The organism is Bradyrhizobium sp. CB82 (assembly GCF_029714405.1).
Classification (GTDB): Bacteria; Pseudomonadota; Alphaproteobacteria; order Rhizobiales; family Xanthobacteraceae; genus Bradyrhizobium.
Window position 1 is genome coordinate 8,580,880 of record NZ_CP121650.1, and the last position, 19,432, is coordinate 8,600,311.

At 64.1% G+C, this 19,432-nt stretch carries 16 protein-coding genes; 8 read left to right on the plus strand and 8 right to left on the minus strand.

The genetic code is table 11. The features are described 5' to 3' along the window. The first annotated feature begins 17 nt into the window (after window positions 1-17). From QA640_RS40700 to QA640_RS40720, 5 genes are all read left to right on the plus strand, one after another. Window positions 18-1,244, plus strand: a complete 1,227-nt coding sequence (locus tag QA640_RS40700; protein WP_283038224.1) for an ABC transporter substrate-binding protein — start codon at window positions 18-20, stop codon at window positions 1,242-1,244. 133 nt (window positions 1,245-1,377) lie between these two features. Beyond that, window positions 1,378-2,604 (plus strand): ABC transporter substrate-binding protein, encoded by a 1,227-nt coding sequence (locus QA640_RS40705; RefSeq protein ID WP_283038225.1) that lies wholly within the window; start codon window positions 1,378-1,380, stop codon window positions 2,602-2,604. A gap of 256 nt (window positions 2,605-2,860) precedes the next feature. After that, window positions 2,861-4,090: an ABC transporter substrate-binding protein gene (locus tag QA640_RS40710; RefSeq protein WP_283038226.1), complete on the plus strand. Its 1,230-nt coding sequence runs from the start codon at window positions 2,861-2,863 to the stop codon at window positions 4,088-4,090. A gap of 167 nt (window positions 4,091-4,257) precedes the next feature. Further along, window positions 4,258-5,487 (plus strand): ABC transporter substrate-binding protein, encoded by a 1,230-nt coding sequence (locus QA640_RS40715; RefSeq protein WP_283038227.1) that lies wholly within the window; start codon window positions 4,258-4,260, stop codon window positions 5,485-5,487. 203 nt (window positions 5,488-5,690) lie between these two features. Beyond that, complete coding sequence (locus QA640_RS40720; RefSeq protein WP_283038228.1) at window positions 5,691-6,974, plus strand: glycerate kinase; 1,284 nt, start codon at window positions 5,691-5,693, stop codon at window positions 6,972-6,974. Between the two features lie 116 nt (window positions 6,975-7,090). On the opposite strand, the gene nuoB is transcribed toward QA640_RS40720, so the two are convergent. The 8 genes from nuoB to QA640_RS40760 all read right to left on the minus strand — a co-directional run bounded on the left by nuoB (window position 7,091) and on the right by QA640_RS40760 (window position 15,697). Further along, window positions 7,091-7,615, minus strand: a complete 525-nt coding sequence (gene nuoB / locus QA640_RS40725) for an NADH-quinone oxidoreductase subunit NuoB (protein ID WP_283038229.1) — start codon at window positions 7,613-7,615, stop codon at window positions 7,091-7,093. Window positions 7,616-7,618: 3 nt separating this feature from the next. After that, window positions 7,619-9,127, minus strand: coding sequence for an NADH-quinone oxidoreductase subunit C (locus QA640_RS40730; RefSeq protein WP_283038230.1), 1,509 nt, complete (start codon window positions 9,125-9,127; stop codon window positions 7,619-7,621). A 3-nt stretch (window positions 9,128-9,130) separates the two neighbouring features. Further along, window positions 9,131-10,570 (minus strand): hydrogenase 4 subunit F, encoded by a 1,440-nt coding sequence (locus tag QA640_RS40735; protein ID WP_283038231.1) that lies wholly within the window; start codon window positions 10,568-10,570, stop codon window positions 9,131-9,133. Beyond that, window positions 10,567-11,229: a hydrogenase-4 component E gene (locus QA640_RS40740; RefSeq protein WP_283038232.1), complete on the minus strand. Its 663-nt coding sequence runs from the start codon at window positions 11,227-11,229 to the stop codon at window positions 10,567-10,569. The genes QA640_RS40735 and QA640_RS40740 overlap by 4 nt, the downstream gene beginning before the upstream one ends. Before the next feature lie 3 nt (window positions 11,230-11,232). After that, a complete protein-coding gene (locus tag QA640_RS40745) occupies window positions 11,233-12,189 on the minus strand; it encodes an NADH-quinone oxidoreductase subunit H (RefSeq protein WP_283038233.1) in 957 nt (318 codons plus the stop codon). Beyond that, the gene (gene hyfB / locus QA640_RS40750) at window positions 12,186-14,186 is read right to left on the minus strand and encodes a hydrogenase 4 subunit B (protein WP_283038234.1); all 2,001 of its coding nucleotides are present in this window, start codon (window positions 14,184-14,186) and stop codon (window positions 12,186-12,188) included. The genes QA640_RS40745 and hyfB overlap by 4 nt, the downstream gene beginning before the upstream one ends. Window positions 14,187-14,220: 34 nt before the next feature. Continuing rightward, the gene (locus tag QA640_RS40755) at window positions 14,221-14,493 is read right to left on the minus strand and encodes a helix-turn-helix transcriptional regulator (protein WP_283038235.1); all 273 of its coding nucleotides are present in this window, start codon (window positions 14,491-14,493) and stop codon (window positions 14,221-14,223) included. 673 nt (window positions 14,494-15,166) lie between these two features. Continuing rightward, entirely contained in the window at window positions 15,167-15,697 is a 531-nt protein-coding gene (locus QA640_RS40760; protein WP_283038236.1) for a MarR family transcriptional regulator, read from the minus strand. 175 nt (window positions 15,698-15,872) lie between these two features. Between QA640_RS40760 and QA640_RS40765 the strand changes: the two genes are divergently transcribed. Genes QA640_RS40765 through QA640_RS40775 form a run of 3 tightly spaced genes read left to right on the plus strand, consistent with a single transcriptional unit; the run spans window position 15,873 to window position 19,416 of the window. Next, complete coding sequence (locus QA640_RS40765) at window positions 15,873-16,913, plus strand: branched-chain amino acid ABC transporter permease (protein ID WP_283038237.1); 1,041 nt, start codon at window positions 15,873-15,875, stop codon at window positions 16,911-16,913. Window positions 16,914-16,918: 5 nt separating this feature from the next. Next, the gene (locus QA640_RS40770; protein WP_283038238.1) at window positions 16,919-18,688 is read left to right on the plus strand and encodes a branched-chain amino acid ABC transporter ATP-binding protein/permease; all 1,770 of its coding nucleotides are present in this window, start codon (window positions 16,919-16,921) and stop codon (window positions 18,686-18,688) included. After that, window positions 18,685-19,416: an ABC transporter ATP-binding protein gene (locus tag QA640_RS40775; RefSeq protein WP_283038239.1), complete on the plus strand. Its 732-nt coding sequence runs from the start codon at window positions 18,685-18,687 to the stop codon at window positions 19,414-19,416. The genes QA640_RS40770 and QA640_RS40775 overlap by 4 nt, the downstream gene beginning before the upstream one ends. Window positions 19,417-19,432: the final 16 nt, after the last annotated feature.

Genomic DNA, 19,432 nt, shown 5'->3' on the forward strand with positions numbered 1-19,432 from the left:
CTCAAAAGGAGACTGAATTGCTGCGAGCAAGAATACTGGGAATCGCCGCGGTTGTAACGGCGGTCGGAACGATCGCCTCCGGCGCAGCACTCGCCCAAAAGAAATACGATACCGGCGCGACCGATACCGAGATCAAGATCGGCAATATCATGCCCTATAGTGGGCCGGCCTCCGCCTATGGCGTCATCGGCAAGACCGAAGAAGCCTATTTCAAGATGATCAACGAGAAGGGCGGCATCAACGGTCGCAAGATCAACTTCGTTACCTATGACGATGGATACTCTCCGCCGAAGGCGGTCGAGCAGGTCCGCAAGCTCGTCGAAAGCGACGAGGTGCTGGCCGTGTTCAATCCGCTCGGCACGCCCTCGAACACCGCGATCCAGAAATATCTGAACGCCAAAAAGATCCCGCAGCTGTTCGTTGCGACTGGCGCCACCAAGTGGAACGATCCGAAGAACTTCCCCTGGACCATGGGCTGGCAGCCCTCCTACCAGAGCGAAGCGCAGATCTACGCGAAGTGGCTGATGAAGGAGAAGCCCGACGCCAAGGTCGCGGTGCTCTACCAGAATGACGATTTCGGCAAGGACTATCTCAAGGGCACCAAGGACGGGTTCGGCGCGAAGGCCTCGAACATCATCATCGAAGAGAGCTACGAGGTGTCCGAGCCCTCGATCGACGGCCATATCGTCAAGATCAAGGCCGCCAATCCCGACGTGCTCGTGATCTACGCAACGCCGAAATTTGCCGCCCAGGCCATCAAGAAGGTGGCCGAGCTTTCCTGGAAGCCCCTGCAGATCGTCACCAATGTTTCGAGCTCGGTCGGCGGCGTGATGAAGCCGGCCGGCCTCGAAAACGCACAGGGCGTGTTGTCGGCGACCTACGCCAAGGACGCCGGCGACCCGCAGTGGAACAATGACCCCGGCATGAAGAAGTGGTCGGAGTTCATCGACAAGTACATGCCCGGCACCGACAAGAACGACAGCTTCGTCGTCTATGGCTACGGTGCCGCGCAGACACTCGTGAAGGTGTTGGAAATGTGCGGCGATGATCTCACCCGCGCGAATGTCATGAAGCAGGCGGCGAGCCTCAAGGACTTCGCTCCGGACCCCCTGCTGCCCGGCGTGAAAATCAACACCAGCGCGACCGACTTCGCCCCAATCAGCCAGTTGCAGATGCAGCGGTTCAAGGGTGACAAATGGGAACTGTTCGGCGACATCATCAGCGGCGACGTCGCGCCCGAATGAAGCGCTCAAGCTCGGGCTTGATCTGCAACCATCGGCTAAGGGCCCCCGCGAGAAATCTCGGGGGCTTTTTGTTGACGGCAGGCGTCAATCTTGTTCAATGCGGCGCCCGAATTTAACCCAAGGTGGGGGAGCAATGACTGCCGTCCGTCATCAGTTCGTGGCCCTGTCGGTCGCATTCGTCTTGTGCGCTGCAACGAACGGCACCGCTCTGGCGCAAAAGAAATATGACACGGGCGCCTCCGACACCGAGATCAGGATCGGCAACATCATGCCCTACAGCGGGCCGGCCTCCGCCTATGGCGTGATCGGCAAGACCGAAGAGGCCTACTTCAACAAGATCAATGCGGAAGGCGGCGTCAACGGCCGCAAGATCAAGTTCATCTCCTACGACGACGCCTACTCGCCGCCGAAGACGCTCGAACAGGCCCGCAAGCTCGTCGAAAGCGACGAGGTGCTCCTGATCTTCGGATCGCTCGGCACCTCCACCAACGGCGCCATCCGCAAGTACATGAACGAGAAGAAGGTGCCGCAATTGTTCGTGGCGAGCGGCGCCTCCAAATGGAACGATCCGAAAAACTACCCCTGGACCATGGGCTGGCAGCCGAGCTACGCCAGCGAAGCGCGCATCTACGCCAAATACATCATCAAGGAGAAGCCGGAAGCCAAGATCGGCGTGCTCTACCAGAACGACGATTTCGGCAAGGACTATCTGAGGGGCCTGAAGGACGGCCTCGGGCCGAAGGCCTCGATGATCGTGCTCGAGGACGGCTACGATACTTCCGAGCCCGCGATCGACGAGCACGTCGTGAAGCTGAAGGCCTCCGGCGCCGACGTCTTCATCAGCATCACCACGCCGAAATTCGCGGCCCAGGCGATCAAGAAGGCGGCCGAGATCAACTGGCATCCGATGCACATCATCTCCAACGTCTCGGCATCGGTCGGCGGAGTGATCGAGCCTGCCGGCTTCGAGGTGTCGCAGGGCATCCTCTCGGCGACCTATGTCAAGGACGGCTCCGACCCGAAGTGGAACGCCGATGACGGAATGAAGAGGTTCTACGATTTCCTCGCGCAGTTTGATCCCAAGGCGAACAGGCTCGATGCCGCCGTCGCATTCGGCTACGGCGCGGCGCAGACGATGGTGAAGGTTCTTCAGATGTGCGGCGACGATCTCACGCGCGAGAACGTCATGAGGCAGGCCGCGAGCTTGCAGGATTTCGCACCGGATACGCTGCTTCCAGGCATCACGATCAACACCGCGCCGGACAATTTCGCGCCGATCTCGCAGCTCCAAATGATGCGCTTCAAGGGCAAGTCCTGGGAGCTGTTCGGCGACGTGCTCTCGAGCGAGCTGGGCCGTTAGGTGATCGCTGAGCTCGACGCAATTAAAGATCGCTTGTGCGATCGACATCAACCAGCACTCATCTCATCCTTACGTCGAAGGCCCCAAATATTCCCCCTTGCTTCGATCAAATCGCGCCCCCTGCCGTCATTCCGCGGGGGGCGTTTTTCTTGCTGGCGAAGAGGGATGGGTATTCAATGTGTTACGGAGCGATGGGAAACCGCGCCCCCAATCAATAACAAACGACACATTTGAACCGGATCCTAGGGAGATCAAGATGCCTGCAACGCATGTGCGCTTGGGGGCCTTGTCGGCCGCCATTGCGCTGGCTGCCACGCTCTCGACGGCAGCCCTGGCGCAGAAGAAATACGACACCGGCGCAACCGACACCGAAATCAAGATCGGCAACATCATGCCCTATAGCGGGCCGGCGTCGGCCTATGGCGTGATCGGCAAGACCGAAGAGGCCTATTTCCGCAAGATCAACGCAGAAGGCGGCATCAACGGCCGCAAGATCAATTTCATCAGCTATGACGATGCTTACTCGCCGCCCAAGACGGTGGAGCAGGCGCGCAAGCTGGTCGAGAGCGACGAGGTGCTCCTGATCTTCCAGTCGCTCGGCACGCCGCCCAACTCGGCAATCCAGAAATACATGAACTCGAAGAAGGTGCCGCAACTGTTCGTCGCGACCGGCGCCACCAAGTGGGACAATCCGAAGGATTTCCCCTGGACCATGGGCTGGCAGCCAAACTACCAGATGGAAACGCGGATCTATGCAAGATACATCCTGAAGGAGATGCCGAACGCCAGGATCGCGGTGCTCTTCCAGAACGACGACTATGGCAAGGATTATCTCAAGGGATTGAAGGACGGGCTTGGCGCCAAGGCTGCGTCGATGATCGTTGCCGAAGAGAGCTATGAAACGTCCGAGCCGACCATCGACAACCACATCGTCAAGCTGAAAGCCACCGGCGCGGACGTCTTCGTGAACATCACAACGCCGAAATTCGCAGCCCAGGCCATCAAGAAGAACGCCGAGATCGGCTGGAAGCCGATGCACTTCCTCAACAACGTCTCGGTCTCCATCGGCAGCGTCATGAAGCCGGCCGGCTTCGAGGCCTCGCAAGGCATCATCTCCTCGAACTACTACAAGGATCCGACCGATCCGCAATGGAAGAACGATCCGGCGATGAAGGCCTGGAATGAGTTCCTCGACAAGTACTATCCCGAAGCCAACCGCGCGGATGCATCGGTGATGTACGGCTACATCGTGGCCCAAGGCCTCGTGCACGTCTTGAAGGCATGTGGCGACGATCTGACGCGCGCCAACGTGATGAAGCAGGCAGCCAGTATGAAGGACTTCGAACCGAGCGGCCTGCTGCCGGGGATCAAGGTTAACACCAGCCCCACCGACTTTGCTCCACTGTCCCAGGTGCAGCTCATGCGCTTCAAGGGCGAAACCTGGGAGCTGTTCGGCGATGTCCTCAGTGGCGACGTCAGCGGCTAAAGGTCCGGCCTGGCCAACCAATGACTACTAAAGAAGCAGCCCCTGCAAGCTGGTCGCAGGGGCTTTTTCTTGATGCTGCATCGCAAATCGTATTCAATCGTCGCCGCGTCGCCAAGAAGTCCAAAAGAAAAGGACGCACATACACCAAGAAAATCAGGGAGACTGGAATGCCCGCTGTTACTGGCAAACTTGCCGCCGCGGCAGTCGCGCTTGCGCTGTTCGCGGCCTCGACCTCCACTGCATCAGCCCAGAAGAAATACGATACCGGCGCGACCGACACCGAGATCAAGATCGGCAACATCATGCCCTATAGCGGACCGGCATCCGCCTACAGCATCATCGGCCGCACCGAGGCCGCCTATTTCAAGAAGATCAACGAGGAAGGCGGCATCAACGGCCGCAAGATCAACTTCATCTCCTATGACGACGCCTATTCGCCGCCGAAGACGGTGGAGCAGGCGCGCAAGCTCGTCGAGAGCGACGAGGTGCTGTTCATCTTCAATTCGCTCGGCACGCCGCCGAACTCGGCGATCCAGAAATACATGAACTCGAAAAAGGTGCCGCAGCTCTTCGTCGCGACCGGCGCCACCAAGTGGAACGATCCGAAAGACTTCCCCTGGACCATGGGCTGGCAGCCCAACTACCAGAGCGAGACGCAGATCTATGCGAAGTGGCTGCTCAAGAACAAGCCTGACGCCAAGATCGCGGTGCTCTACCAGAACGACGACTACGGCAAGGACTATCTCAAGGGCCTGAAGGATGGCCTCGGCTCCAAGGCCGCGAGCATGATCGTCGCCGAGGAGAGCTATGAGACCTCCGAACCGACGATCGACAACCATATCGTCAAGCTGAAGTCGACCGGCGCCGACGTCTTCATGAACATCACGACGCCGAAATTCGCGGCGCAGGCGATCAAGAAGAACGCCGAGATCGGCTGGAAACCGCTGCACTTCCTCAACAACGTCTCGGCCTCCGTCGGCAGCGTGCTGAAGCCCGCCGGCTTCGAGAACGCCCAGGACGTCATCTCCGCCGACTATCTGAAGGACGTGTCGGATCCGCAGTGGAACAACGATCCCGGCATGAAGGAATTTCTCGCCTTCATGACGAAGTACTTTCCGGACGGCGACAAGCTCGACCACGGCACCATCGTCGGCTACGGCGTGGCGCAGACCCTGGTGCAGGTGTTGAAGCAGTGCGGCGACAATCTCACGCGCGAGAACGTCATGAAGCAGGCGGCCAGCCTGAAGGGCTTCCGCACCGAGGTGCTGCTGCCCGGCATCCAGATCAACACGTCCGCGACCGACTTCGCGCCGATCAGCCAGCTCCAGCTCGAGAAGTTCAAGGGCGAGAAGTGGGAGCTGTTCGGCGACGTGATCAGCGCCGACGTCGGCGGTTAGCCACCCCGCGGATTCGAGTTGCGAAAAACACCCCTCGCGAGGCCATCGCGGGGGGGTTCATTGCCTTCCGATTATCATCACGCGATTGCATAATCGAATGATGGGCAAGCCCGCTTACGCTTTGCGCGGCGATGCGCTAGGCAAGGGGCGGGCCTAGTCCGGCGAGGCGCCGGCAACCGGCTCTCCTTGACGAAAGCATCGCCATGACCGACCGACGTCCCCTGCTCCGCGCCCTCTATGACGCCGCCGTCGCCGCCGCTCACCCGGACGTCGTGCTGGCGCCGCATCTGCGCCCCGCCCCTAAGGGCCGCGTGATCTGCCTCGCCGCCGGCAAGGGCGCAGGCGCGATGGCAGCGGCCGCCGAGCGGTACTATCTCGACACGCTCAAGCTCGATCCGGAGCGACTGGTCGGCATCGCCACCACCCGCCACGGCCATGGCGTGCCGACGCGGCGCATCAGGGTGGTCGAGGCCGGCCATCCCGTGCCTGATGAAGCAGGCCTCAAGGGCGCCGCCGACACGCTGGAACTCGCGCAACAGGCCAGGCCCGACGATCTCCTTCTGGTGCTGCTCTCCGGCGGCGGCTCGGCGAACTGGATCGCCCCCATCGAAGGCATCAGCTTCGCGCAGAAGCAGGCGGTCAACCGTGCGCTGTTGCGCTCGGGCGCGCCGATCGGCGAGGTCAACACGGTCAGAAAACATCTGTCGCGCATCAAGGGCGGGCGGCTCGCGCGCGCCGGCCGAAATGCAGCCGAGATCGTGACGCTCGCGATCTCCGACGTGCCACATGACGAGCCCTCCGCGATCGCCTCCGGCCCCACGGTGCCGGACCCGACCACGCTCGCCGATGCCCGCGCCATCGTCGCGAAATACGAGCTCGCGCTCGACGACGCGGTACGCCGCGCGCTGGACGATCCCGGCAACGAGAGCTGCAAGCCCGGCGATGCCGCGTTTGTGCGCGCGCATTTCGAACTGATCGCGCGTCCCAGGCAGTCGCTCGACGCCGCGGTCAAGCTGGCGAAGGACGCGGGCTATGAGGTGATCGATCTCGGCGCCGATCTCGAGGGCGAGGCGCGCGAGGTCGCCGCCGCGCATGCGCAGCTGGCCTTGAAGGCGCGCGCCGCCGGCAAGCGCACCGCCATCCTCTCCGGCGGCGAGCTCACGGTAACCGTGCGCGGCAATGGCCGCGGCGGCCCGAACCAGGAATACGCGCTGGCGCTCGCCGACCTGTTGAAGGACACCCCCGATGTCGCCGCCCTCGCCGGCGACACCGACGGCGCCGATGGCGGCGCCGGCAAGGCCACCGACCCCGCGGGCGCACTGATCGACGCGGCGACGTTTGCGAAGATGAAGATGCTGGCGCTGGAGCCGCAGGCCTATCTCGACAACAACGACGCGTCGGCGTTCTTTGCCGCGACCGGCGACCTGCTGCTGCCGGGGCCGACGCTGACGAACGTGAACGACATCAGGGCGATCTTGGTGGATTGAGGCACGGCTCCCCCGTCATTGCGAGCGAAGCGACGCAATCCAGAATCTTTCCGCGGGAAGACTCTGGATTGCCTCGTCGCTTCGCTCGTCGCAATGACCGAGGATGTGGATACAGCTCACCCCTTCCCGCCGACATGCTCCAGCAGCGCGAGCAGGCCTTTCAGCAGATCCGTCGGTGTCGGCGGGCAGCCCTTGATCTGCAGATCCACCGGAACGACCTCGGACACGCCGCCGACGCAGGCGTAGCTGCCTCCAAAAATGCCGCCATCGAGCGCGCAGCCGCCGACGGCGACGACCCATTTCGGGTCGGGCGTGGCGTTGTAGGTCCGCTCCAGCGCTTGCCTCATGTTGTGGGTCACGGGACCGGTGACGAGCAGCACGTCGGCATGGCGCGGCGAGGCGACGAAGCGCAGGCCGAAGCGTTCAATGTCGTAGAAGGCGTTGGAGAGCGCGTGAATTTCGAGCTCGCAGCCATTGCAGGAGCCGGCATCGACCTGGCGGATCGCGAGCGAACGGCCGAGCCTTGCCTGCGCGGCACGGTCGACCTTGCTCGCAAGCTCGGCGAGTGCGGCCTCGTCCGGCGCGGGTGCGGGCTCCGTCAGCGAACCGTGGGTGAGGCTTTCGAGCAGGGTCTTGCGCATGGCTCAGAGATCCGCGCCCGAATAGGAACAGTTGAAGGACTTGTTGCAGAGCGGGAAGTCGGCGATGATATTGCCCTCGATCGCGGTCTCCAGCAGCGGCCATTGGAACCACGAGGCGTCGCGCAGATGACAGCGCTGCACGCGCAACTCCTGGTCCAGCCTGAGCCAGATCAGCACGTCGCCGCGAAACGCCTCCGTCACCGCCAGGCCTTCGCAGTCACCGCGCCCGGCCGGCACCGCGCTCCTGATCTCGCCCGGCGACATCAGGTCCAGAATCTGCGCAATCAGCGCGACGCTCTGCTCGACCTCGCGGATGCGGATCCAGACCCGTGCATTGACATCGCCCGCTTCGAGCACCGGCACCTCGAACGCCAAGCGATCGTAAGGCGCGTAGGCGAGCGTGCGTCGCGCATCGAAATTGCGCCCCGAGGCGCGGCCGACATAGCCGCCGGCGCCGAACTGCCGTGCATACTCCGTCTTCACGATGCCCGTGGTGACGGTGCGGTCCTGGAGTGACGCCGTGTTGTCGTAGAGCTCGATCAGGCGCGGAAACACCCTCTTGATTTCAGCTAGCAGCCTCCGCAGTGCCATGTCTCCGTCGGGCGCGATGTCTTGCACCACGCCGCCGGGCACGATGACATCCATCATCAGGCGATGGCCGAACGCGACATTCGCGGCGCGCAAGCAGCGCTCGCGCAAAATGCCGGTCTGGGCATGCATCAGCGCGAAGGAGGCGTCGTTGCAGATCGCACCGATGTCGCCGAAATGGTTGGCGAGGCGTTCCAGCTCCGCCATCAGTGCCCGCAAGAATATCGCCCGCGGCGGCGCCTCGATGTCGAGCGCCGCCTCCACGGCGCGCGCAAAGGCGAAGGCGTAGGCGACCGCACTGTCGCCGGAGGTGCGATTGGCGAGCTTTGCCGCGACGTCCAGGCTCGCGCCCTGCATCAGCCGCTCGATGCCCTTATGCGTGTAGCCCAGCCACTGCTCGAGCCGCACGACATGTTCGCCATTGGCGGTGAAGCGGAAATGACCGGGCTCGATGATGCCGGCATGGACGGGGCCGACAGCAACCTGGTGCAGCGCCTCGCCTTCGGCCGGTAGAAACTGGTACGTGACCGCCCCGCGCGGCACATTGCGGTTTCCAAGCGGGAACGATTTGCCCCAGACGTGGTGATCGAGCCATGGCCGCATATCGTCGGCGCCGGTTGGCGTCAGCCCGAACAGGTCGTGGATGGTACGCTCCAGCCGCAGCGCGGGCAGATGCTGGCGGGCGACGCTCGGAAATCTACCCGCCGCACATTCGTAGGTGACGACCGCAATCTCGGCGGCGGCTCCATCGAGCAGCGCCATGTGCACCGCAGACGGCTCCCCCCAGAAGCCGAGCAGCGTCAGGCGGCCGGCGGTCAGTTGCTCGATCGCCGCCTGCCAGCCCGCGTCCGCCACGACGGCACGCGGCCAGGGCCGGTGCGACGCAACCGCGTGAACATGGGGGATGCCGTCGAGGATATCCATCGCCTATCCCAGCAGCTTTGCGACATTCGTAAAACCGGTCACCAGGACCGGCGGCAGATAGATGCCGGCCATCGCCACCAGCGCCAGATGCGTGAACATCGGCACATAGGAGGCCTCCGCCGGCGCGCTCTTGCCCTTGGGCGCGCCGAACATGACGACGCCGACCCGCAAGAAAAGCCCGCCCAGCGCGATGATGATACCAAGCACCAGGATCGCGGTCAGCCATGGCGCGCGGGTAAAGGTCGAGCTGACGACCAGGAACTCGCTCATGAAGATGCCGAGCGGCGGCAGGCCGACGATGGCCATGACGCCGAGCATCAGGCCCCAGCCGAGCACCGGGTTGGTCACCGTGAGCCCCCCGATATCGGCGATCTTCTGGGTGCCCTTGACCTGCGCGATATGGCCGACCGCGAAGAAGATCGCGGATTTGGTCAGCGAGTGCATGGTCATGTGCAGGAGGCCGGCGAAATTCGCGAGCGACCCGCCCATGCCGAAGGCGAAGACGATGATGCCCATATGCTCGATCGAGGAGTAGGCGAACATGCGCTTGATGTCGCGGCGGCGGTACAGCATCAGCGCGGCAAAGATCACGGAGATCAGGCCCATGGTCACCATCAGCGGCCCCGGCGCGATCGCCGCCGCGTTGACCGCGAGCATCATCTTGAAGCGGAGCAGCGCATAGAGCGCGACATTGAGCAGAAGGCCCGAGAGCACCGCGGAGATCGGCGTCGGACCTTCGGCATGCGCGTCGGGCAGCCAGGCGTGGAGCGGCGCGAGGCCGACCTTGGTGCCGTAGCCGAGCAGCAGGAAGACGAAAGCGACGTTGAGCAGCGCCGGATCGAATGCTGCGGCGTGCCGCACCAGCACGGTCCAGACCATGCCGTCGAGCCCCTCGCCCACCGCAGGGCGCGCCGCCATGTAGACCAGGATCGTGCCGAACAGCGCCAGCGCAATGCCCACGCTGCCGAGGATGAAATATTTCCAGGCGGCCTCCAGCGCCTCATGGGTACGGTAGATGCCGACCATCAGCACGGTGGTGAGCGTCGCGACCTCGACCGCGACCCACATCAGGCCGATATTGTTGGCGACGAGCGCGAGGTTCATCGCGAACATCAGCGTCTGGTACATCGCGTGATAGAAGCGCAGGAAGGCCGGCGTCAGCCGTCCGGTCTCGATTTCGTGGTGAATGTAGCTCGCGCTGAACACGGATGTCGTGAAGCCGACGAAGGTCGTCAGCACGATGAAAACCTTGTTGAGGTCGTCGAGCAGCAGATATTGCCCCGACGTCGGCTCGATCACGAACAGCGACAGCGAGGTGAGGAAGGTCGCGAGCGCTGCAACGACGTTGAGCTTTGCCGTCAAGAGGTAGCCGGGCAGGATCGCCAGCAGCGCGGCCGAGACGGCCGGGATCAGCAGGATGGCACCGAGCGCGTCGATCGTCATCGCCGCTCTCCCCTGAAGCGGTCGAGCGCCTGCACATCGACGCTGTCAAAGCGCTCGCGGATGCGGAACAGGAAGATGCCGATCACGATGAAGGCGATCAGCACCGAGAAGGCGACGCTGATCTCGACCACCAACGGCATGCCCTTGGCGCCGGTCGCCGCCAGCACGAGCCCGTTTTCCAGCGACATGAAGCCGACCACCTGACTCACCGCGTTGCGCCTTGTGACCATGATCAAAAGCCCGAGCAGCACCACCGACAGCGCGAAGGCGAGATCCTCGCGCGCGAGCGCGTCGGCGCCCGGCGTGACCCGCAGCATCACCACCATCGACAGCGCGACGAGGCCGATGCCGGCCATCATGGTGAGTCCCACGCCGATCACGTTCTCGATCTCGCGGTGAATGCCGAGCCGCCGGATGATCCGGTGCAGCGCCACCGGAATGATGATGGCCTTGAAAACGAGAGCGATCAGCGCGGTGACATAGAGGTGCGGCGCGGCCTGGATATAGGCCTGCCAGGCCACCGACAGCGCCAGCACGGTCGCGTGCAGCGCATAGACGTTGAGCAGCGCATAAAGCCGGTCCTGGTAAAGCAGCATGAAGCTCGCCAGCACGAGCGAACCGGCGAGCAGGTGGGCGATATCGAATTGCAGGCTGCTCATGTCTTACAGGCTCCCCGACACGAAGCGCAGCAGGGTGGCGAGCAGCGCCAGCATCAGCGCCGCGCCCAGGAACTCGGGAATCCGGAACACGCGCATCTTGGCGATCGACGTCTCGAACACGGCGAGCAGGAAGCCGAGGACTGCAAGCTTGCCGAGATAGAGCAGCACGCCAGACGCCAGAGCCGCAACGCTCGCATCGGCGGTTGCCGTGCCCCAGGGCAGGAATATGCAGGCGATCAGCGAGACGTAGAGCAGGAGCTTGAGCTGCGACGACAGGTCGATCAGCGCGAGATGCCGCCCCGAATATTCCAGCACCATGGCTTCATGTACCATGGTGAGCTCGAGATGGGTGGCGGGATTGTCGACGGGGATGCGGGCATTCTCTGCCAGTGCCACGATAGTCAGTGCGACAAACGCCATGCCCAGCGACACGCGCAAACCAACCGCGTCCGAGCCCATGAACTCCGCAACGTTGGAAAGCTGGGTCGAACCCGCAATCATGGCGACGGAGAACACGGTGATCAGGATCGCGGGCTCGGCGAGCGAGGCGATCATCACCTCGCGGCTGGAGCCGATACCACCGAAGGCGGTGCCGACATCCATGCCGGCGAGCGCCTGAAAGAAACGGGCGCTGCCGAGCAGCGCGATGATGGCGATGAGATCGGCGCTCCAGAAGAACAACAGACCGTTGCCGAATGTCGGCACCAGCGAGGCCGCCACCCAGGTGCCGGCGAACATCAGATAGGGAATGACGCGAAACAGCCAGGAGGCGTTGTCCGCGAGCACGACGTCCTTGCGCATCAGGCGGACGAGATCGCGATAGGGTTGGAGCAACGGCGGTCCGCGCCGACGAAGCAGCCGCGCCTTCACCTTGCGCACGTAGCCGGTGAGCAGCGGGGCGAGCAGCAGCACCAGCAGCATCTGCGTGCCTTGCGAGAGGATGTCGCGCAGCGCATTCATAGTGCCACCACCAGGAGCAGGACTATGAGCGCCACGAACACCAGCGTCAGGTAGCGGCGGATGGTGAGGAACTGGAGGACGTTGACGTGCTCGGTGGCGAAGGTCATTGCCTTTGCAATCGGCGCGTAGAGCGCCTCCCAGATCAGGTCATGCAGCTCGACAGTGAGCCGCGCGGGCGCTGGCGAGGATGGCGGCGGCATCTCGCCGATCTCGCGAGCCGCAAAGATCACACTGCCGAAGACGCGGCGGATCGGCTGTGAGAAGCTCGAGGCCGAGTACTGGATCGCGGGGTTGGGATCGGGATAACCACAATCCCAGGCGGGCGCGCGGCGCAGGCGATCGGAGGCGAGGCGATGGATGGCGGATGCCGCGGCGGTGCCGCAGAGCGCGATGAAGAGGAAGACGAGGAGACCGTTGTAGGAGCTGCGGCTTTCCGCGATCGGCACGATCGTGAGCCATTGCAATCCCGTCTGATGCGGCATGACATTGCCGACCATGGCCTTGCTCACCGGCGCCAGCGCATCGATGAACAGGCCGGGCAGGATCCCGGCGACGAGGCAAAGCGCCGCGAGCGCGAACATCGCAGTCAGCGAGAAACGATCGGTCTCGTGCGCGGTCGCGGCGGCATCGGAGCGGGAACGGCCGAGGAAGCTGATGCCGTAGAGCTTGACGAAGCAGGCCGCGGCGAAGGCCGCCGCCAGCGCCAATAGACCACCGACCGCGGGGATTGCGAGCTTCAAGCCCCAGGACGGCAGTTGCGGCGACAGCAGGATCGCCTGAAAGGTCAGCCATTCCGAGACGAAGCCGTTGAAGGGCGGCAGCGCCGAGATCGCGACGCAGCCGACCAACATCGCGAAGGCCGTGCGGGGCATGCGATGGATCAGCCCGCCGAGCTTCTCCATGTCGCGCGCCCCGGTCGACTCCAGCACCGCGCCGGCGCCGAAGAACAGAAGACTCTTGAACATCGCATGATTGAACACGTGCAGCAGCGCCGCGGTGAAGGCCAGGGCCGCCACCCAGTCGAGCCCCTGCGCCTTGAAGGCGAGCGCGAGGCCAAGGCCGGTGAAGATGATGCCGATATTCTCGATGGTCGAATAGGCCAACACGCGCTTGATGTCGCGCTGCATCAGCGCGTAGAGCACGCCCAGCGTCGCGGTGGGGCCGCCGACCAGTAGCACCACCATGCTCCACCACCACTCCGGCTCCGGCAGCAGGTCGAAGACGATGCGGACAAAACCGTAGACGGCGACCTTGGTCATCACCCCGCTCATGAGGGCTGAGACGTGGCTCGGTGCGGCGGGATGGGCGAGCGGCAGCCAGGCGTGCAGCGGCACGAGGCCTGCTTTGGAGCCGGCGCCAAGCAGGACGAGGATCACCACCATGCCGGCGAGCGCGGCCGAGGGATGCGAAGCGCGAATCGTATCGAAATCGTAACCGGCGCCATTGGCGAGCAGGCCGAAGGCGAGCAGCAGCGCCAGCGTGCCGAAGCTTGCCATCAGGAGATAGACGTAGCCGGCGCGAACGTTGTCGGCCTCGCGATGATGCGCGACCACCAGCGCCCAGGAGGTCAGCGACATGAACTCCCATGCCACCAGAAAACTGAAGGCGTCGTTCGCCAGCACGACGGTGTTCATGCCGGCGAGATACGCCGGATAGAACGGCAGCACGCGGCCGGGAGATTCTTCATGCGCGCCATAGCCGAGCGCGAACAGACTCGCGGCTACGCCGCCAAGATTGACCACGACCAGGAAGAAAGCCGACAGCGCATCGAGACGGAAGTGAGCCCCCAGCCAGGGCAGGCCGATCGGCAGCGTCGCGCTCAACACCGGATACGCGGGATCGAGCAGATGAAGAAGCGCGGCGATGCAGAGCGTCGCAGTGACAGCGAGGCAGGCGCCATAGAGAACGGTCGAACCGCGCGGCCGCGTCGACAGCGCGATCCCGACCGGCGCCAGCGCCAGCAGCAGTGCCACCGACCATAGCGCCACCGAGATCATCAGGGCTCCCGGGTTGCGAGTTGCGCGCGCGTCGTCATTTGTTGTCCTCGCCCGCGCTCGGCAGGGATTTCAGCCGCACGCCGCGGCCGCCGCCGGTCGAGGGCGCGCCCTCGCCGATCAGTTCAATGCCCGCCGTCGCGAGCGCCTCGACCAGCTTCATCAGGGAATCGACGTTGCCGCGAATGACGCCCTCGGAAGCCTCCATGCGCTGGATCGTCGGCAGTGACAGCGAGCAGCGCTGCGCCAGTTCGCGCTGGTCGATCCCGAGCAGGGCCCGGGCAGCCCGAAGTTGCGCGGCGGTAATCACTGGGTGAGCCTCCATGGCAAGTGCCATGATTGATAAAGCAGGCATATAACATCTAAAATGATGTATCAAGCATCAATTATGCTGCATTGCACATCAGGCGGCACGCTCGCGGCCGCAGGGGCCGGATGCCGGCCGGCTGCGGGCGATGGCCGCGCTCGCGAGTGGGGTGAGAATGAAGGCGACGGAAGGCGTCGAAACGCCCGAGCAGCTCGACCGCATCGCGGCGGGATGCACGGAAATGCAGGGCTATCTAGTCAGTCGCCCCCTGCCGGCGCGGAAGGCAAGCGGCGCTTGCTGTCCCTCGATACGCCTGCACTGCCTGATCGGTTCGCCGCGGCGTAATCACTGCGAAAGCATTCGCCTTGGGATCAAGCGCAAGCATTGCACCGAGCGTTCGAGACAAGGCAGGTATGTTCCCTCCCCCCTTGCGGGGGAGGGCCAGGGAGGGGGGTGCCACACGGCACGCTCTCTCGAGAAGGCGACACGAGTCCGCGTTGCTGCGATCCGCGAAAACGCCGTGCACCTTTTCCCGGGCTACCCCCCTCCCCTACCCTCCCCCGCAAGGGGGGAGGGAGCGCAGGGTGCCCAGCGGCAAGAACGGTGCCCCAGTAAGTCGGGCAGAAGTCATCGCCGTGAGATTCATCGCCGTCGCGCCCCGGAACGACAGCTCGCCTCAAAACTCGTTGGCGATCGTGGAGAGCATCGCGATCAGGGCTTCGCGGTTGGCTCCCCCCAAGAGCTCGTTCAGTCGCGCCTCGTGCTTGGTGGCGACGAGCTTTTTGGCGCGGCCCAATACGGCCTTGCCCTTGTCGGTCAAGACGAGGATGTGCGAGCGGCGATCGTTGGTGGAGCGGATTCGCGCGCAAAGGTCGCGGCTCTCGAGGTTATCCAGCATGGCCACAAAATTCGGGCGCAGGATGCCAAGCGTGGAAGCGATCTCGGTCTGATTGCGGCCGGGATTCTTCTCGACCAGCAGCAGCACGGAAAACTGCGCCGGCGTGAGCTGGAGCGAGGCCACGCAGCGCAGGAAATTCTCGAACACCTTGAGCTGGGCGCGTTTGAGCACGTAGCCGAGCTGCTCGGAGAGTTCGCCAAGCTGAAGGGCCTCGCCGGCATCATCAAGCGCGTCCCTGCGCGCCCTGGCCGCCTCCGCGCCCTTTGCGGTTGATTCCGCCGACTTTTCCGCCGCCTTGGAAACGGTCATCGCCTGTTGCCCGCAATCCCGCTAGATTTATGCCCGGTGTTCCCCGGCCCTTGAAGTTATATTCGATAATTGTTATGGATCATATCAAATATCGCCAGAAGTTTTCAATGGCCATGAGGGCCGATCCACCACGAAAGCGGGATCGGCCCCGACCTTAAGGGGGGAGCGACCGCTCTTGAATACCACCATCCTGCTGTTCCTTGTCCAGGACGGCATCACCAACGGCGCGATCTACGCGCTGCTCGGACTGGCCCTGGTGCTGGTGTTCGCCGTCACCCGCGTCATCCTGATTCCGCAAGGCGAATTCGTTACCTATGGCGCGCTGACCTATGCCTCGCTCGCCTCCGGCCAGATGCCGGGCACGGCCAAGCTCGCGCTCGCGATGGGCATCGTCGCCTTCGTGTTCGACCTGTTCGCAGGCCGCAAAGCGCTGCATGGGCGACTGATCCTCCGCACCTTCCTCGCCAACATCGTGCTGCCGGCAGTCGTGCTGGCGGTGACCCTCTACTTCGCCGGCCAGAGGCCGCCGGTCGCGATCTCGATGGCGCTGTCGCTCGTGATCGTCGCGCTGATCGGTGTGTCGCTCTACCGCATCGTGTTCCAGCCCTTAGCGCACACCTCGGTGCTCGTGCTGCTGATCGCCTCCGTCGGTGTCCATCTCGCGCTCCAGGGCCTCGGGCTCCTGTTCTTCGGCGCCGAAGGCCAGCGCGGACCGGCAGTGCTGTCGACCGCCTTCACGCTCGGATCGCTTCGCTTCACCGGCCAGAGCATCACAGTCTACGGCATCACCATCGCCTTCATCGTCGGCCTCTGGCTGTTCTTCGGCTTCACGCGCTACGGCAAGGCGCTGCGCGCGACCGCCGTCAACCGGCTGGGTGCGCGGCTTGCCGGCATCCGCACCTCGCTGTCGGGGCAGATCGCCTTCCTGCTGGCGTCCGTGATCGGCGCGCTGTCCGGCATCCTCATCGTCCCGATTACGACCCTCTACTACGACAGCGGTTTTCTGATCGGACTGAAGGGTTTCGTCGCCGCGATCATCGGCGGCCTCGTCAGCTATCCCTTGACGGCAATCGCAGCGCTGTTCGTTGGCATCGTCGAGGCATTCTCGTCCTTCTACGCCAGCAACTACAAGGAGGTCATCGTCTTCATGCTCCTGATCCCGGTGCTGCTGCTGCGTTCGCTCGCAGCCCCTGCGGTCGAGGAAGAGAAGGACTGAGCGCGATGAACGACCGTCTTCCCATTCTCGTCTTCGCGCTTCTCATCGCGGCGATCCCGCATCTTCCCGGCGTGCCGCCGTTCTGGATCGTGCTCCTGGACAATATCGGCCTCGCCGCGCTGGTCGCGATGGGCCTCGTGATGCTCACCGGCGTCGGCGGCCTCACCTCGTTCGGACAGGCGGCCTTCGTCGGCTTCGGCGCCTACACCACCGCAGTGCTGTCGACGGCCTATGGCCTGTCGCCCTGGCTGACCTTGCCGCTCTCGCTGCTGGTCAGCGGCCTGCTCGCGGTGCTTCTCGGGCTGATCACGGTCCGCCTCTCGGGCCATTATCTGCCGCTCGGCACGCTCGCCTGGGGGCTCGGGCTGTTCTACCTCTTCAGCAAGCTCGAATTCCTTGGGCGTAACGACGGCATCTCCGCGATCCCGCCGCTCTCGATCGGCACGTTCAAGATGCTCTCACCCGGCTCGATCTACTACGCGATCTGGGTTGCGGTGATCCTCTCGGCGGTACTCACCATGAACCTGCTGGACTCCCGCACCGGCCGCGCCATCCGTGCGCTCAGGCGCGGCCATGTCGCGGCCGAAGCCTTCGGCGTGCAGACGCCACGCGCGAAGCTTTTGGTGTTCATCCACGCCGCGGTGCTCGCCGGTCTCTCCGGCTGGCTCTATGCGCATCTCCAGCGCGCGGTGAATCCGACGCCGTTCGGCGCGCAGGCAGGCATCGAGTATCTCTTCATCGCGGTGGTCGGCGGCGCCGGCTATGTCTGGGGCGGCGTGCTCGGCGCGGCGATCGTCGTGGTCCTGAAGGAGGTTCTGCAGAGCTATCTGCCGCTGATCCTGCCCGGCTCGGGCCAGGTCGAGACCATCGTATTCGGCATCATGCTGGTGGCGCTCTTGCAGCTTGCGCCCGGCGGAGTCTGGCCGTGGCTGATGTCGTTCCTGCCGCAGAAGGCTGGCGGCAGGAAGCCGGACACCTCGCTGACCCTGCCGGCGCGCGTCCGCGCGCCCGGCGAGGCAAGCGTACTGCTCCAGGTCGAAAAAGCGCGAAAGCAGTTCGGCGGCGTGATCGCCGTGAACAATGTCTCCTTCGATGTCCAGGCCCGCGAGATCGTCGCACTGATCGGCCCGAACGGCGCCGGAAAGAGCACGACGTTCAACCTGATCACCGGCGTGCTGTCCGCCACGTCAGGTTCGATCTCGGTGCTCGGCAAGAAGGTCGACAAGGCGCCGCCGCAGGAGATCGTCAAGCTCGGCATTTCCCGCACCTTCCAGCACGTGAAGCTGGTGCCCGACATGACCGTGCTGGAGAACGTCGCGATCGGCGCGCATCTGCGTGGCCATTCCGGCCCGATTGCCTCGATGCTGCGGCTCGACCGTGCCGACGAGGCGCGGCTGCTGGCGGAAGCCGCGCGCCAGATCGAGCGCGTCGGCCTGGGAGAGCAGATGCATCAGCTCGCAGGCTCACTCTCGCTCGGTCAGCAGCGCATCGTCGAGATCGCACGCGCGCTGTGCGTCGATCCGATGCTGCTGCTGCTCGACGAGCCGGCGGCCGGCCTGCGTCACATGGAGAAGCAGCAGCTTGCGAGGCTGCTGCGCGAGCTCCGCGGCGGTGGCATGAGCGTGCTGCTGGTCGAGCACGACATGGGCTTCGTGATGAATCTGGCCGACCGCATCGTGGTGCTCGATTTCGGCACCAAGATCGCCGAAGGCACGCCCGCCACGATCAAGACCAATCCCGAAGTGATCAAGGCCTATCTCGGGGTGGCGGCATGAGCGCGCTGTTGTCAGTCACCGACGCGCATGTCGCCTACGGCAAGGTCGAGGCCGTGCGCTCGGTTTCGCTCGAGGTCGGCCAAAACGAGATCGTCACCATCGTCGGCGCCAATGGCGCCGGCAAGACCACGCTGCTCTCCGCCATCATGGGCATTTTGCCGCTGAAGGGCCGGGTCGCCTTTGCCGGCCAGGATCTCGCGCGCTTCGGCATCGAGGATCGCGTTGCGCTGGGGCTGGGCCTCGTGCCGGAGCACCGCGAATTGTTCGTGACCATGAACGTGGAGGACAATCTGGAGCTCGGAGCCTTCCGCATCGAGGCGGGCAGGGCGAAGAGCTCGATCGAGCGCGTCTACGCACTGTTCCCGCGACTGAAGGAGCGGCGCAAACAGCTCGCCGGCACGCTGTCCGGCGGCGAGCAGCAGATGCTCGCCATGGGCCGCGCGCTGATGGGCGAGCCGAAACTGCTGATGCTGGACGAGCCGAGCCTCGGCTTGGCTCCCATCATCGTCGCCGACATCTTCCGCATCGTCACCGAGCTGCGCGCCAGCGGCGTCTCGGTGCTGCTGGTCGAGCAGAACGCGCAGGCCGCGCTGAAGATCGCGGACAAGGCTTACGTGATGGAGCTCGGCGAGTTCGTGCTCTCCGGCAAGGCCAGCGACATCGCCGCCAACGAACGCGTCGCAGCGAGCTACCTCGGCTTCCAGCACGAGGGCGCGAGTGTGCTGTAGCTCTCCACGAACTCCA